This is a genomic window from Streptomyces sp. NPDC027663, from assembly GCF_055566415.1.
This window is the reverse complement of record NZ_JBVHSK010000002.1, coordinates 213,273-226,683: the sequence shown is the minus strand read 5'-3', so window position 1 is coordinate 226,683 and position 13,411 is coordinate 213,273. Positions and strand designations below refer to the sequence as shown.

The 13,411-nt window shown below is 72.8% G+C and carries 15 protein-coding genes; 8 read left to right on the top strand and 7 right to left on the bottom strand.

The features are described 5' to 3' along the window. Nucleotide 1: 1 nt before the first annotated feature. Together ACZ4SF_RS05895 and hisN are read right to left on the bottom strand one after the other, a co-directional pair. Entirely contained in the window at nt 2-397 is a 396-nt protein-coding gene (locus ACZ4SF_RS05895; protein WP_468378786.1) for a CBS domain-containing protein, read from the bottom strand. A gap of 146 nt (nt 398-543) precedes the next feature. Then, the gene (gene hisN, locus ACZ4SF_RS05890) at nt 544-1,380 is read right to left on the bottom strand and encodes a histidinol-phosphatase (protein ID WP_468378783.1); all 837 of its coding nucleotides are present in this window, start codon (nt 1,378-1,380) and stop codon (nt 544-546) included. Between the two features lie 167 nt (nt 1,381-1,547). On the opposite strand from hisN, the gene ACZ4SF_RS05885 reads away from it, so the two are divergent. Further along, complete coding sequence (locus tag ACZ4SF_RS05885) at nt 1,548-2,384, top strand: TetR/AcrR family transcriptional regulator (RefSeq protein ID WP_468378780.1); 837 nt, start codon at nt 1,548-1,550, stop codon at nt 2,382-2,384. A gap of 30 nt (nt 2,385-2,414) precedes the next feature. Here the strand turns inward: ACZ4SF_RS05885 and ACZ4SF_RS05880 are convergent, their stop codons facing one another. The 5 genes from ACZ4SF_RS05880 to ACZ4SF_RS05860 all read right to left on the bottom strand — a co-directional run bounded on the left by ACZ4SF_RS05880 (nt 2,415) and on the right by ACZ4SF_RS05860 (nt 6,749). Then, nucleotides 2,415-3,032 carry a hypothetical protein gene (locus ACZ4SF_RS05880; RefSeq protein ID WP_468378778.1) on the bottom strand — a complete coding sequence of 206 codons (618 nt, stop codon included), beginning with the start codon at nt 3,030-3,032 and terminating at the stop codon, nt 2,415-2,417. Between the two features lie 150 nt (nt 3,033-3,182). Continuing rightward, nucleotides 3,183-3,506, bottom strand: coding sequence for a DMT family transporter (locus ACZ4SF_RS05875; RefSeq protein ID WP_468378776.1), 324 nt, complete (start codon nt 3,504-3,506; stop codon nt 3,183-3,185). Between the two features lie 84 nt (nt 3,507-3,590). Next, complete coding sequence (rsgA, locus tag ACZ4SF_RS05870) at nt 3,591-4,601, bottom strand: ribosome small subunit-dependent GTPase A (RefSeq protein ID WP_468378774.1); 1,011 nt, start codon at nt 4,599-4,601, stop codon at nt 3,591-3,593. Nucleotides 4,602-4,612: 11 nt separating this feature from the next. After that, nucleotides 4,613-5,929, bottom strand: a complete 1,317-nt coding sequence (gene aroA / locus ACZ4SF_RS05865) for a 3-phosphoshikimate 1-carboxyvinyltransferase (protein ID WP_468378771.1) — start codon at nt 5,927-5,929, stop codon at nt 4,613-4,615. A 97-nt stretch (nt 5,930-6,026) separates the two neighbouring features. Continuing rightward, nucleotides 6,027-6,749 (bottom strand): M50 family metallopeptidase, encoded by a 723-nt coding sequence (locus tag ACZ4SF_RS05860; protein ID WP_468378770.1) that lies wholly within the window; start codon nt 6,747-6,749, stop codon nt 6,027-6,029. A gap of 50 nt (nt 6,750-6,799) precedes the next feature. On the opposite strand from ACZ4SF_RS05860, the gene ACZ4SF_RS05855 reads away from it, so the two are divergent. From ACZ4SF_RS05855 to ACZ4SF_RS05825, 7 genes are all read left to right on the top strand, one after another. Further along, nucleotides 6,800-7,615: an SOS response-associated peptidase gene (locus ACZ4SF_RS05855; protein ID WP_468378768.1), complete on the top strand. Its 816-nt coding sequence runs from the start codon at nt 6,800-6,802 to the stop codon at nt 7,613-7,615. 37 nt (nt 7,616-7,652) lie between these two features. Further along, nucleotides 7,653-8,315: an alpha/beta hydrolase family protein gene (locus ACZ4SF_RS05850; protein ID WP_468380371.1), complete on the top strand. Its 663-nt coding sequence runs from the start codon at nt 7,653-7,655 to the stop codon at nt 8,313-8,315. 256 nt (nt 8,316-8,571) lie between these two features. Further along, nucleotides 8,572-9,267, top strand: a complete 696-nt coding sequence (sigR, locus tag ACZ4SF_RS05845; RefSeq protein ID WP_468378765.1) for an RNA polymerase sigma factor SigR — start codon at nt 8,572-8,574, stop codon at nt 9,265-9,267. Beyond that, nucleotides 9,264-9,566, top strand: a complete 303-nt coding sequence (gene rsrA / locus ACZ4SF_RS05840; protein WP_468378763.1) for a mycothiol system anti-sigma-R factor — start codon at nt 9,264-9,266, stop codon at nt 9,564-9,566. The genes sigR and rsrA overlap by 4 nt, the downstream gene beginning before the upstream one ends. Before the next feature lie 121 nt (nt 9,567-9,687). Continuing rightward, nucleotides 9,688-10,992, top strand: coding sequence for an HD-GYP domain-containing protein (locus tag ACZ4SF_RS05835; RefSeq protein WP_468378760.1), 1,305 nt, complete (start codon nt 9,688-9,690; stop codon nt 10,990-10,992). After that, a complete protein-coding gene (locus tag ACZ4SF_RS05830) occupies nt 10,989-12,269 on the top strand; it encodes an HD-GYP domain-containing protein (protein WP_468378758.1) in 1,281 nt (426 codons plus the stop codon). The genes ACZ4SF_RS05835 and ACZ4SF_RS05830 overlap by 4 nt, the downstream gene beginning before the upstream one ends. Nucleotides 12,270-12,369: 100 nt before the next feature. Beyond that, nucleotides 12,370-13,350, top strand: coding sequence for a hypothetical protein (locus ACZ4SF_RS05825; protein WP_468378755.1), 981 nt, complete (start codon nt 12,370-12,372; stop codon nt 13,348-13,350). The last annotated feature ends 61 nt before the right edge of the window (nt 13,351-13,411 follow it).

Sequence of the window (13,411 nt, the reverse complement as noted above, 5' to 3'; positions counted from 1 at the left end):
TTCAGAGCGCCGGTGTGGGTTCGCGGGCCGGGACCCAGCAACGGATGATGTCGCGGACCGAGACGATCCCGGCCACCTCGCCGCGATCCAGGACGACCAGGTGCCTGAAGCCTCCGTGCGCCATGGCGCGCGCCGCGTCCTGGAGGGTCCAGGCCGGTGTGGCGAAGACGACGTCGGTGGTGGTGTGGGCGTGGGTGGGTTCCGTGTCCGGGTTCTGGCCGAGGCCGACGGAGTTGAGGATGTCGCGTTCGGTGAGGATGCCTATGCCGCCGGCGTCCGGGTCGAGGACCACTGCGGCGCCGACGCGGCGGGCGGACATCAGGGCGGCTGCCTGGCGAAGGGTGTGTGCGGGGCCGAGGGTGAGTATCACCGTGCTCATGGCGTCACGGACGAGCATGGATGGGCCACCTCCTAGGAATCGCGCGTTGTGCAGCGATTCACAAGTTCACAAGTGGGGGTGGACTCAGAGTGCCAGGTAAAGGACGGGTCAACAAGGGGGCGCGCGGCGCCAGTTGAGGGCGTACCGGGAGAGTGCTGCCGTCCTCAGCCGCGCTGGTTGAGACGGTCCAGCAACTCGTCGTGCAGCAGGCCGTTGGACGCCGCCGCGTCGCCGCTGTGCGGACCCGGGCGGCCGTCGAGACCGGTGAAGGTGCCGCCCGCCTCGGTGACGATGATCGCGTTCGCGGCCATGTCCCACAGGGACAGCTCCGGCTCCGCGCAGATGTCGACGGAACCCTCGGCGACCATCATGTACGGCCAGAAGTCGCCGTACGCGCGCGTGCGCCACACCTGGCGGGTGAGGTCCAGGAAGCCGTCGAGCCGGCCCCGCTCCTCCCAGCCGGAGAGCGAGGAGTACGCGAACGAGGCGTCCGCGAGCTTGCCGACGCGGGAGGCGTGGATACGGGTCGCGGAAGTGAGGTTGCGGCCGGTGAAGGCGCCGTGGCCCTTCGCGGCCCACCAGCGGCGGCCGAGAGCGGGGGCGGAGACGACGCCGACGACGGGCTGGAAGCCGCCCCCGCTCTCGGCCGCGCCCGAGCGGGAGGAGCCGGCGCCGCCGGCCTCCATCAGGGAGATGAGCGTGGCCCAGACCGGGACGCCGCGGACGTAGTTCTTGGTGCCGTCGATCGGGTCGATCACCCAGCGGCGGGGGCCGGTGCCCTCGACGCCGTACTCCTCGCCGAGGACCGCGTCCCGCGGGCGGGCGCGCTGCAGCTGGCCGCGGATCAGTTCTTCCGCCGCCTTGTCCGCTTCGCTCACCGGGGTCATGTCCGGCTTCGTCTCCACCTTGAGGTCGAGTGCCTTGAAGCGGGCCATGGTGGCGGCGTCGGCCGCGTCCGCGAGGACGTGGGCGAGGCGGAGGTCGTCGAGATAGTCCGGCATGTGAGGAACGGTATCGGTCCTGACGGGCGCGGGGCCACAGGGGTGAGGCGGGGCAGGGTGGCGTGGCGGACGGCCGATACGCAACCGGCGTACAGCGCGAACCCTTGACAGTGCATACGAGCGCGTCAAATCTGGGCGCAGAGTCGCTGTGCCCCGAGGAGGCGAGGATGCCTGCTGCCCGGGAGTCCCTGCTGGACGCCGCCTATACGGCGCTCGCGCGCCGGCCGTGGTCCGCGGTGCGGATGGTCGACGTCGCCGCGTCGGCCGGTGTGTCCCGGCAGACCCTGTACAACGAGTTCGGCAGCAAAGACGGGCTGGCCCGTGCCCTGGTCCGGCGGGAGGCCGACGGCTACCTCGCCGGGGTGGAGCGGGCGCTCGGCAGCTCCGCCGAACCGGGGGAGCGGCTCACCGCCACCGTCGAGTGGACGGCCGCGGCCGCCCGGGAGAACGCGCTGGTCCGGGCCATGCTCACCGGCTGCTGGAGTGAGCGGCTGCCCACCCCGGTGCTCACCGCCGTACCCTCCACGTCCGTGGTGCCTGCGCAGCGCCGGGCGGACGGGCCGCTGCCGGCGCCCCGCGACTTCGTCCGGATCGTCCGGGACCGCGCGGTGACCGCGCTGGCCGGCACCAACACCGGCAACAGCGCCGGTACCCGCAGCGTCACCGGCACCAACTCCGGCACGGGCCCACACAGCGTCACCGGCACCAACTCCGGCACGGGCCCACACAGCGTCACCGGCATCAACTCCGGCACGGGCACCAAGACCGGCACCGGCACCAATACCGGCACGGCCACCCACAGCGTCACCGGCACCAACACCGGAACGGGTCCCGGTACCGGAACGGGTCCCGGCGCCGGCCGCATCGGCGCGGCCGACACCGCCGAACTGCTCCGCTCCTGTGAACTGGTCGTACGCCTCGCCCTGTCCTGCGTGGCGGCGCCACCCCCGGAGGGCGGCATGGCGGAGATGGTCCGTGCGGTACTGCCCCGGCAGCTGGTCTAGCCGGCCGGCGGCCACGTCGGCCGTCGCCCCCTAGTACGGCCCGCCCCGGAAGTACAGGCCTCCGTACAGCCGGGGGCGGTAGCCGTGTACATGGGCGGCGTCGGACCGGTCGGCCGGCGCCGAACGCCGGGACAGCGTGCGCAGCCTCTCCAAGCCGGCCAGCACCTCGGCGCGATGGCGGGACTCCTTCATCCAGCGGGGAAGCCGAGCGAACATCGCCCTCGTCGGACGCGTGCCGCCGCGCTCGCGCAGCGCGGCGCCGACATACGCCGCCAGCGCCTCGATGTGTTCCTCGTCGTACGCCCACAGGATGCGCCCGGCACACCGTGTCTGGAGCCACAGCGGCTGTCCGAAGAAGGGGTCTTCGGTGCCGCCCAGTTGAGCCGCGACGAGCCCGCCGCCGCGCATGTCCGCCGCCCAGTCGGCCACGGCGCCGCACGCCGGACAGGTCAGCCGGCGCGGCCGGAACAGCAGCTCCGCAAAGGATTTGGGGGCGGGGAGCCCGGGCCGGGGAACGATGTGGGCGCGGCCGGAGCAGCGAGGGCAGACCACCAGCATGCGCCCCGCGAACTCGGCCAGCCAACGTCCCGCATCGTGGTGCCGGGACGGACGGCCGTGCCCGTCCCGTCCCCGGCCCTGAGAACCCACGCCGTCCGCTTCCGCTCCGTCCGGTCCCACGCGTATCCCCCCGCTGTCGCGCCTGTCGCGCCTGTCGCGCCTGTCGCGCCTGTCGCGCCTGTCGCGCCTGTCGCGCCTGTCGCGCCTGTCGCGCCTGTCGCGCCTGTCGCCGCCCGCCCCCTAGTGGGCCGACCCCGACAGCTGCAGGCCGATCACCCCGACGATGACCAGGCTGATGGAGACGATCTTCAGGGTGGACACCAGGTCGCCCAGGAAGACCATGCCGTAGATCGCGGTGCCGGCGGCACCGATGCCGGTCCACACGGCGTAGGCGGGGCCGACGTCGAGTTTCCGCAGCGAGAGGGTCAGCAGACCGAAGCTGCCGAGTGCGAACGTCGCGAAGGCGATCGTCGGCCACAGGCGGGTGAACCCGTGCGAGAGCTTCAGGCACACGGCGAAACCGGTCTCCAGAATCCCGGCCACTATGACCAGCAGCCACGCCATGTGCGGTCCTCCCGTTGATCCGGCTCTCCGGCTCGGTGCGATTATGCACTTACCGGCCTGCCGCCCGGGCAAACAACGCGGTGGTCAGTCGCCTTCCCGGCGCTCCCGCGTGGCCAGCAGCCGGCGCAGCGAGTACAGCCGGGCCGGGTCCGCATGACCCTCCTCGACCCACGCGTCCAGCGCGCAGTCCGGCTCGTCGTGGCTGCACGCGCGCGGGCAGCCCTCCGTGCCGGACTCGAGGTCCGGGAAGGCGTGGATCACCCGGGAGGGATCGATGTGCGCGAGGCCGAACGAACGGATGCCCGGGGTGTCCACGACCCAGCCGCCCGCGCTGCTCAACGGCAGGGCCAGCGCCGAGGTGGTGGTGTGGCGGCCGCGGCCGGTCACCGCGTTCACATGTCCCGTCGTACGCCGGCGCTCCTCCGGGACGAGCGCGTTGACCAGCGTCGTCTTGCCGACGCCCGAGTGGCCCACGAAAGCGGTGACCCTGCCGTCCAGGAGGGTGCGCACCCGGTCCGCCGCGTCCCCGTTCTCCAGCTCCTCGCGGCTGGTCACGACGTACGGGATGTCCAGGGCGCCGTACAGTTCCAGCAGCTTGTCCGGCGAGGCCAGGTCCGACTTGGTCATCACCAGCAACGGCTCCAGGCCGCCGTCGAAGGCCGCGACCAGACAGCGGTCGATCAGGCGGGGGCGGGGTTCCGGGTCGGCCAGGGCCGTGACGATCGCCAGCTGGTCGGCGTTGGCGACGACCACGCGCTCGTACGGATCGTCGTCGTCGGCCGTACGGCGCAGCACCGAGGACCGCTCCTCGATGCGGACGATCCGCGCGAGCGTGTCCTTCTTGCCGGACAGGTCACCGACCAGGGCCACCCGGTCGCCCACCACGGCGGCCTTGCGGCCCAGCTCGCGGGCCTTCATCGCGACGATGGCCCGGTCCTCCACCAGGCAGGTCAGCCGCCCCCGGTCGACGGTCAGGACCATGCCCTCCGCAGCGTCCTCGTGCTTGGGCCGGATGTTCGTCCGTGGCCGGTTGCCCTTGCGGTTGGGGCGGCTGCGGATGTCGTCCTCGTCGGTGTGCTTGCCGTAGCGGCGCATGGCGTACGTCCCTACTGCCCGAGCATCCCGGTCCACAGTTCGGGGAAGTCCGGCAGAGTCTTCGCGGTCGTCGCCACGTTCTCGATCTGCACGCCCTCGACCGCCAGGCCGATGATCGCACCGGCGGTCGCCATGCGGTGGTCCTCGTAGGTGTGGAAGATGCCGCCGTGCAGCTTGCGCGGGCGGATGTGGAGGCCGTCGGCCGTCTCGGTGACGTCACCGCCCAGCTCGTTGATCTCCTTGGTGAGCGCGGCCAGCCGGTCCGTCTCGTGCAGCCGCAGATGGGCCACGCCCCGCAGGGTGGACGGCGAGTCGGCGAGCGCGGCGACCGCGGCGATGCCCGGGGTCAGCTCACCCACGTCGCCCAGGTCCACGTCGATGCCGTGGACCGCTCCCGAACCGGCGAACTCCAGCCCGTACTCGGTGAGTTCGCAGGAACCGCCCATCTCGGTGAAGATCTCCCGCAGCCGGTCACCCGGCTGAGTGGTGCGGGCCGGCCAGTCCGGGATCAGCACCTTGCCGCCGGTGACCAGGGCCGCCGCCAGGAACGGCTGGGCGTTGGACAGGTCCGGTTCGATCGTCAGGTCCCGGCCGAGCAGCGCGCCCGGCGTCACCCGCCACACGTTCGGCTCACCGCCCGACTCCGGGGTGTCCACCTGGGCGCCGACCGCGCGCAGCATGTCGACGGTCATCCGGATGTGCGGCATCGAGGGCAGGGAGGTGCCGGTGTGCCGTACCTCGACGCCCTGGTTGAAACGCGGTCCGGAGAGCAGCAGGGCCGACACGAACTGGGAGGACGAGGAGGCGTCGATCGACACCGGGCCGCCTTCCAGGGCACCGCCGCCGTGCACGGTCAGCGGCAGCGCGCCACGGCCGTCGTCGTCGATCCGGGCGCCCAGCGCGCGCAGTGCGTCGATCACACCGTTCAGGGGACGCTCGTACGACCGCGGGTCACCGTCGAACCGGATCGGACCGTCGGCCAGCGCAGCCACCGGGGGCAGGAAGCGCATCACGGTGCCGGCGTTGCCGACATCCACGGTGGCCGGGCCGCGCAGGCCCGTGGGCAGCACCCGCCACGCCTCGCCGGTGCCGTCCGGGCCCACCCCCTCCTCGATCTCCACGCCCATCGCACGCAGCGCACCGGCCATCAGCAGGGTGTCGCGGGAACGCAGCGGGCGGCGCAGCCAGCCGGGCTCGGAGGCCAGGGCGGCCAGCACCAGGGCGCGGTTGGTGACCGACTTGGACCCGGGCACGTGGACCGTCGCGTCGACGGCCCCGCTCGCGTGCGGGGCGGGCCAGAGGGCGGTGGGGGCGGTGTTCGGGGCCATGGGGCCACTGTATAAGGAGGGCGAGGGGGCGGCCGGTCGCTGTTCGGGTGCGGCGCCGTGAGGGCCGGTCGCGCCGTACCCGCGCCCGTGACGCTTGTCAGACCTCCAGCAGCCAGCGGCCCCCGCCTATCAGCGAGCACAGCGACACCGCATGGAACAGGAACAGCCACAGGCCCGCCGGTACGTGCGTCAGCCGGGACAGCTGGTCCGCGTCCGAGTCCCCGGCGCCCTCCCGCGACCGCTTGGCCTGCAGCTCGAACGGCGGCCGTACCCCGCCGAACAGCAGGAACCACACCACCGCGTACGCGAACGCCGCCTGCACCTGCGGCCCTGCCAGCCAGGACACCAGCAGGAAGGCCCCGCCCGCGAGGACCACGGTCAGGACGCCGTACGCGTTGCGGATCATCACCAGCATCGACACCAGCAGCGCCGTGGCCACCCACAGCAGGACCGTGATGCGGCCGGCGGCCAGCAGCGCGGCCCCGCCGAGACCGAGCAGCGAGGGGGCGGTGTACCCGGCGGCGGCAGTCAGGATCATGCCGAGCCCGTACGGCTTGCCCCGGCTCAGGGTGAGCCCGCTGGTGTCGGAGTGCAGCCGGATGCCGGTGAGCTGCCGGCCGGTGAGCAGGGCGACGAGGCCGTGCCCGCCCTCGTGCGCGATAGTGATCGCGTTGCGGGACGTCCGCCACAGCGGGTGCGGGACGACGACGGCGAGCGCGGCGGCCAGGGTGGCCAGCACCACCCACAGATCGGGGTCGGGCTGGGTGCCGGTGAGCCGGTCCCAGATGTCGGGCAGCGCGGTGGCGGCGAGGCTTGCCATATGTCTGAGTGGCCCCCTGTTCCGGTACGGAGTCTGGCAGTGTGGCACGTATGTGCGGACGGTATGCATCGAGTCGTAGGCCCGAGGATCTCGCAGGGGTCTTCGAGATCGAGAAGTGGGAGCCCGAGGAGACCTTGGAGCCCGACTACAACGTGGCGCCGACCAAGGAGGTCTACGCCGTTCTCGACCGTCCCCTGAAGGACGCGGACTCCCCGCGCCCGGTTCGGCAGCTGCGGAAGCTGAAGTGGGGACTGGTCCCGTCCTGGTCCAAGACCCCCGAGGGCGGTGCCCGGATGATCAACGCCCGCGCGGAGACCGTGCACGAGAAGCCCTCCTACCGCCGTGCCTTCGCAGCCCGCCGCTGCATCATCCCCGCCGACGGCTACTACGAGTGGGTCACCGGCAAGCAGGAGCGCGAGCTGGAGGTCGAGGGCAGGAAGAAGCGGCCGCGCAAGCAGCCGTACTTCGTACTGCCCGCCGACGGCTCGGTGTTCGCGATGGCGGGCCTGTACGAGTTCTGGCGCGACCGCACCCTGCCCGACGACCACCCGGGGGCCTGGTGGGTCACGTGCTCGGTGATCACCACCGAGGCGGAGAAGACCCCGCTGGCCGTGGCCCCGGCAGAGGGCCCGCACGCGCTCGCCGAGATCCACCCCCGGATGCCCCTGATGCTCACCCCGGACCGCTGGGACGCCTGGCTGGACCCGGGCCGCACCGACCCCGACGACCTGCGTGACCTGCTGGCCCCGCCGCCGGCCGGCCTGATGCGCGCCTACCCGGTCTCCACCGCCGTCAGCAACGTCCGCAACAACGGCCCGGAGCTGCTGAAGGAGCTGGAGGCACCGGAAGAGGGCACACTTTTCTGACGTGACCGAAGACGTGACCGCAGATGTGACCGAAGACGTGAGCGCAGACGTGAGCGCAGGCGTGACCGCCGCCGTGACCGAAACGGTCCGGACCGACGCCGGGGACGCCCGCATCACCTGGCACACGGCACGGCGGCCCCGGCTGGTCCTCGCCGTCGGCCACGGCGCCGGCGGCGGTATCGAGGCCCGGGACCTGCAGGCCCTCGCGCGGACGCTGCCCGCGCAGGGCGTGACCGTCGCGCTCGTCGAGCAGCCCTGGCGGGTCGCCGGCAAGAAGGTCGCGCCCGCGCCGAAGACCCTGGACACCGGGTGGCGCGGAGTGTGGCCCCAGCTCACCGGGCCCGGCCTGCCGGTGATCTCCGCCGGCCGCAGCGCGGGCGCCCGGGTCGCCTGCCGTACGGCGACCGAGCTGGGCGCGCACGCCGTGCTCGCCCTGAGCTTCCCGCTGCACCCGCCGGGCAAGCCGGAGAAGTCCCGCGCGCAGGAGCTGCTGGGCGCCGGGGTGCCCACGCTGGTCGTGCAGGGCGGCAACGACCCCTTCGGGAAGCCGGCGGAGTTCCCCGAGGGGTCCTACGAACTGGTCGAGGTGCCCTTCGGCGATCACGGCTTCGCCGTGCCCAAGCGCGCCGGCACCACGCAGGAGCAGGCCCTGGGGATCATCACCGGCGCCGTGGTGGAGTGGATCGCGTCACTCGGGTGACGGGCGGGAATGCCGGGTGGGGGCCCGCTGTTGTGGCGGACAGAAGTGCTGAGGCCTCGGCACCGACGTCGCAGGAGAGGAAGTCCGCCGCATGGGTTCGACCGTATGCCCGAGCCGTCAGCGCAGCACTGACCTGGACTGGACGGTGCTGCACGCGGCCAAGACCGCGCCTATTCGAGGCGCGGCAGGCACGGGTCGTGTTCTATCCTCCGAAACGAGTGGGACCGGTCTCGGTCCTGCCCAGGATCTTGAGGAGGTGGGTCCGGTCACTGGGACCGACGCAGGGACCGACAACGGCCAGGCGGAGCTGCCCGAGGGCCAGGGCGTGAGCGCGGAGGCTTCCTCCGAGTCCAGCGCGGAGCGCAGCGCGCGCTTCGAGCGGGACGCGCTCGAATTCCTCGACCAGATGTACTCGGCGGCCCTGCGCATGACGCGCAACCCGGCCGACGCCGAGGACCTGGTGCAGGAGACGTACGCCAAGGCCTACGCGTCCTTCCACCAGTTCCGTGAGGGCACCAACCTCAAGGCGTGGCTGTACCGGATCCTCACCAACACCTTCATCAACTCCTACCGCAAGAAGCAGCGTGAGCCGCAGCGCTCCGCCGCGGAGGAGATCGAGGACTGGCAGCTGGCCCGCGCCGAGTCGCACATGTCGACCGGTCTGCGCTCCGCCGAGTCGCAGGCGCTCGACCACCTGCCCGACTCGGACGTGAAGGAAGCCCTGCAGGCGATCCCCGAGGAGTTCCGCATCGCCGTCTACCTCGCGGATGTAGAGGGCTTTGCGTACAAGGAGATCGCGGACATCATGGGGACACCCATCGGAACGGTGATGTCCCGGCTGCACCGGGGCCGCCGTCAACTGCGCGGCATGCTGGAGGACTACGCCCGTGAACGCGGACTGGTCCCGGCCGGCGCCGGAGAGTCGAACGAAGCGAAAGGCTCGGGCTCATGAGCTGCGGAGAGCCGCACGAGACGGACTGCAGTGAGGTCCTCGACCACCTGTACGAGTTCCTCGACAGCGAGATGCCGGACATCGATCGCGACAAGTTCCAGCACCACTTCGAGGAATGCTCGCCGTGCCTGGAGAAGTACGGCCTGGAGCAGGCCGTGAAGAAGCTGGTCAAGCGGTGCTGCGGACATGACGACGTGCCCGCCGACCTGCGCGCCAAGGTCATGGGGCGGATCGAACTGATCCGCTCCGGGCACACGGTGCCGGATCACGACGTCACCGTCACCGCCCCGGAGAACTGACCCGCGGGCGGCTGCCCCGGACCATCACCCGAATGTGCTAATCCTCAGGTCATAGGCGCCGCACCCCCGACCACCCGCCCTAGGCTCCGAGCCCGGACAGGCATGGTCGGGGAGGGATGCGATGGAGGCGGTACCGCCGAGGGCACGGGGCTATGTGGCCTGCGTCACCCTGCTGGCCGTGTCATGCCTCCTGCCGCTGTCCGCGACCCACGCCCCCTGGTTTGCGATCGGCCTGCTCGCGGCCCTCTACGCGGCCTGCGAGCACGGCGTACGGCGCAGCCTAGGCGGCACCTTCTACCCGGTCCTGCTCGCCGGAGCGTTCCTGCTGTCCCCGGCGGCCGCCGCGCTCGTCCCGCTGCCCGCCGCCCTGCTCTCCCCGGTCGAGCACCCGCCCGCCCTGCTGCGGCGCGGCTGGCGGGCCGCACAGCCCGCGCTCGCCGTGTGGGCCGCCGCCCAGGTGCACGGGGTGCTCGGCGGCCCAGGCGCCGTCCTCGGCTGCGACTTCCCCTACGTCCTGCTGCCCGCCGGTGCCGCCGTCCTCGCCTTCTGTCTGGTGCTCACCGTGCTCGACGGCGGCCTGCGTGCGGCCGCCGGGCTGGTGCCGGTGCGGCGCGCCTGGCGCGGGCTGCTGACCCGCACCCTCGCGCCCGTCGCGGTGCACGGACTCGCCGGGCTCATGATGGCCGTGCTGTGGCACAGTCCGTACGGCCCCGTCGCCGCCCTGCTCGTGCTGCTGCCGATGTGCGTCTCCTGGTGGGTGTTCGCCCAGTACCACCGCGAGCGCGCGGCCCACCAGGCCACCATCCGTGCCCTCGTGCAGGCCGTCGACATCAAGGACGGCTACACCCGCGGCCACAGCGAACGCGTCGGACAGGCCTCCGTGCTGATCGCCCGCGAACTCGGCATGGACGACGACCGCGTCGAGGTGCTGCGCTTCGCCGGCATCCTGCACGACGTCGGCAAGCTGGGTGTCCCCACCCGGCTGCTGCGCAAGGACGGACCGCTCACCCCCGAGGAGCGGCGGATCATCGAGCTGCACCCCGAGTACGGCCACGAGATGGTCCGCGGGATCTCCTTCCTCGGCGAGGCCCGCGCGGCCATCCTCCACCACCACGAACGCCTCGACGGCAGCGGCTACCCGTACGGTCTGGCCGGCACCCGGATTCCCGAGTGCGCCCGGATCGTCGCCGTCGCGGACGCCTTCGACGCCATGACCTCCACCCGCACCTACAGCAGGGCCCGGCCGGTCGAGGCCGCCGTCGCCGAGCTGGAGCGCTGCGCCGGCACCCAGTTCGATCCCCGCATGGTCGGCGCGCTCGTCCGCGCCCTGCGCCGCTCGGGCTGGCATCCCGCGGTCACCGCCGAGGAGCCGTCCTACGGCAGCGCACCCGCGCAGCGGGCCCCCAGCACCGGGGCGCCCCGATGACCCCGCTGCGGCTCATCCACGGCGCCGCGGCGCTCGTCGCGGCCGGCTCCCTCGCCCTCACCCTGTGGGGCGGCCTGGCCGACCGGGGCGACGCGCTCGCCTTCGGGGTGCTCATAACCGTCGGCGAACTGACCCGGTGGAGCGACGCCCAGGCACGGCAGGCCGCCCCCCTGGGCGCCGCCGGCTCCCTGTCGTACGCCCTGCTGGGCGCCGACGCCGGGCGGCCCAGCCAGCACGACGCCGCCCAGGTCGTCACCGTCGTACTCGTCGCCGCCCTGCTCGGTGCCGTACCGCACCTCTGGTCCGGCCGCGGCCCCACCCTCGACCACCTGGCCCGCCGCGTCCTCACCGTCGGCTTCGCCGCCGTCTGTTTCCAACCCCTGTACAACAGGGGCGTCTTCGGCTCCTGGGACGGCTCCGCCTACGCCCTGCTGCTGCTCACCCTGCTCGGCGCCACCTCCCTGTGCGGTGCCGTGCTGGCCGCCGCGCTGGCCCACTGCCGGACCCGCTGGCCGTTCGGCCCGCTGCTGCGCGAGGAGCTGCGCGGACTGCTCGGCATCGGCTCCGCCGTCTGTGCGACCGGCGCGGTGATGGCGCTCGCGGTCGCCGTGGTCGGCCTGTGGGCGCTGCCCGTGTTCTGTCTGCCCCTGCTGCTGGTCCAGCTGTCCGTGCGCCGGTACGCGGCAGTCCGCGCCACCTACCGGCAGACCATCGCCTCCCTCGCCCGCGCCACCGAGATCGCCGGCTGCACCCCCGCCGGGCACGCCCACCGGGTCGCCGCGCTCAGTCTCGCCGTCGGCCGTGACCTCGGTCTGACCGGACCCGAACTGACCGTTCTGGAGTACGCGGCCCTCATGCACGACATCGGCCAGCTCAGCCTGGTCGACCCGGTGCCGGCCGGTGCCACCGCGGCCCTGCCCGCCGCGGAACAGCGCCGCATCGCGCTGCTCGGCGGTGCCGTCGTGCGCCAGACCGGCGTCGACGCGGCCGTCGCCGTCGTCGTGGAGCGGCAGGCCGACCCCTACCCGGAGCAGCCGGTCGCCGCCCGTATCGTCCGGGCCGTGAACGCCTACGAGGAGAAGACCCGGGAGGCCGGACCCGAAGGCCCCCTGCGTGCGCTGGCGGAGCTGCGGCTCGGCACCGCCGGGGACTACGCTCCCGAGGTCGTGGAGTCGCTCGCCCGGGTCCTGGCCCGGCCCCGTGGGCTGCGCGAGCGGGAGCCGGCGCGGCGAACGGGACTGTCTGACCCCGCTCCCGGCTGGGTAACCCATGGGTAATGAGCGCCTTTCCCGCCGTACGTGGTTGGATGCGAGGGAGAGGGTGTCCGGGGGCACAAGCCAGCCCACTGTGCGGAAATGGAACTGGCAGGCGGGAATCGTGAGGATCTTCGGCAAGGGACGGCACCGGCCCTCCGCCTCCTGGCGGCAGGCCACCGACCGGGCGTTCACGCTGATCGGCGACGGCCGGTACGAGGACGCGGGCGAGCTTCTGACACGCGCCGCCGATCTCGAACCCTGGCTGTCGGAGTCCTGGTTCAACCTCGCGCTGCTGCACAAGTTCCGGCACGACTGGGAGCAGGCCCGCGCCGCCGGACTGCGCGCCGTCGCCCTGCTCGACCGGGAGACCGGGGCGCCCGACTGGTGGAACGTCGGCATCGCCGCCACCGCCCTGCAGGACTGGCCGCTGGCCCGCCGCGCCTGGCAGGCGTACGGACTGAAGGTGCCCGGTGGCGCCGCCGTGTCCGGGGAGCCGCTCGGCATGGAGCTGGGCAGCGCGGCCGTACGGCTCTCCCCGGAGGGAGAGGCCGAAGTCGTGTGGGGCCGCAGGCTGGACCCGGCACGGATGGAGGTCCTGTCGATTCCGCTTCCCTCGTCCGGGCGACGCTGGGGCGAGGTCGTGCTGCACGACGGCGTCCCGCACGGCGAGCGCACGACCTCCACCGGGCACAGCTTCCCGGTCTTCGACGAGATCGAGCTGTGGGCGCCGTCCCCCGTCCCCACCTGGGTGGTCCTGCTGGAGGCGGCCACGGAGGCGGACCGGGACGCGCTGGAGCAGCTGGCCGCCGACGCCGGCTTCGCCGCGGAGGACTGGTCGTCGTCCGTACGGCTGCTGTGCCGGATGTGCTCCGAGTCGCGGATGCCGTCCGACGAGGGCGAAGGGGTGCACCTGGACCCGCACGACCACAGTGAACCCGGTCACCCGGGCCCGCTGGGGCACCGCACCGACGGGCAGCTGTGGGTGCCCGAGCGGGAGTGCGGGGTGGCCGCGCCGGCTTCGCTGGTGCGGGGGCTGCTGGACGGGTGGGTCGCCGACAGTCCGGACTCGCGCGACTGGCGGGACCTCGAAGAGGTGTGCTGAGGACCGGTCCGGCTACGGGCGTGGCCGGTCGCGCCCACGCGGCCAAGCGGCAGAACCGGAC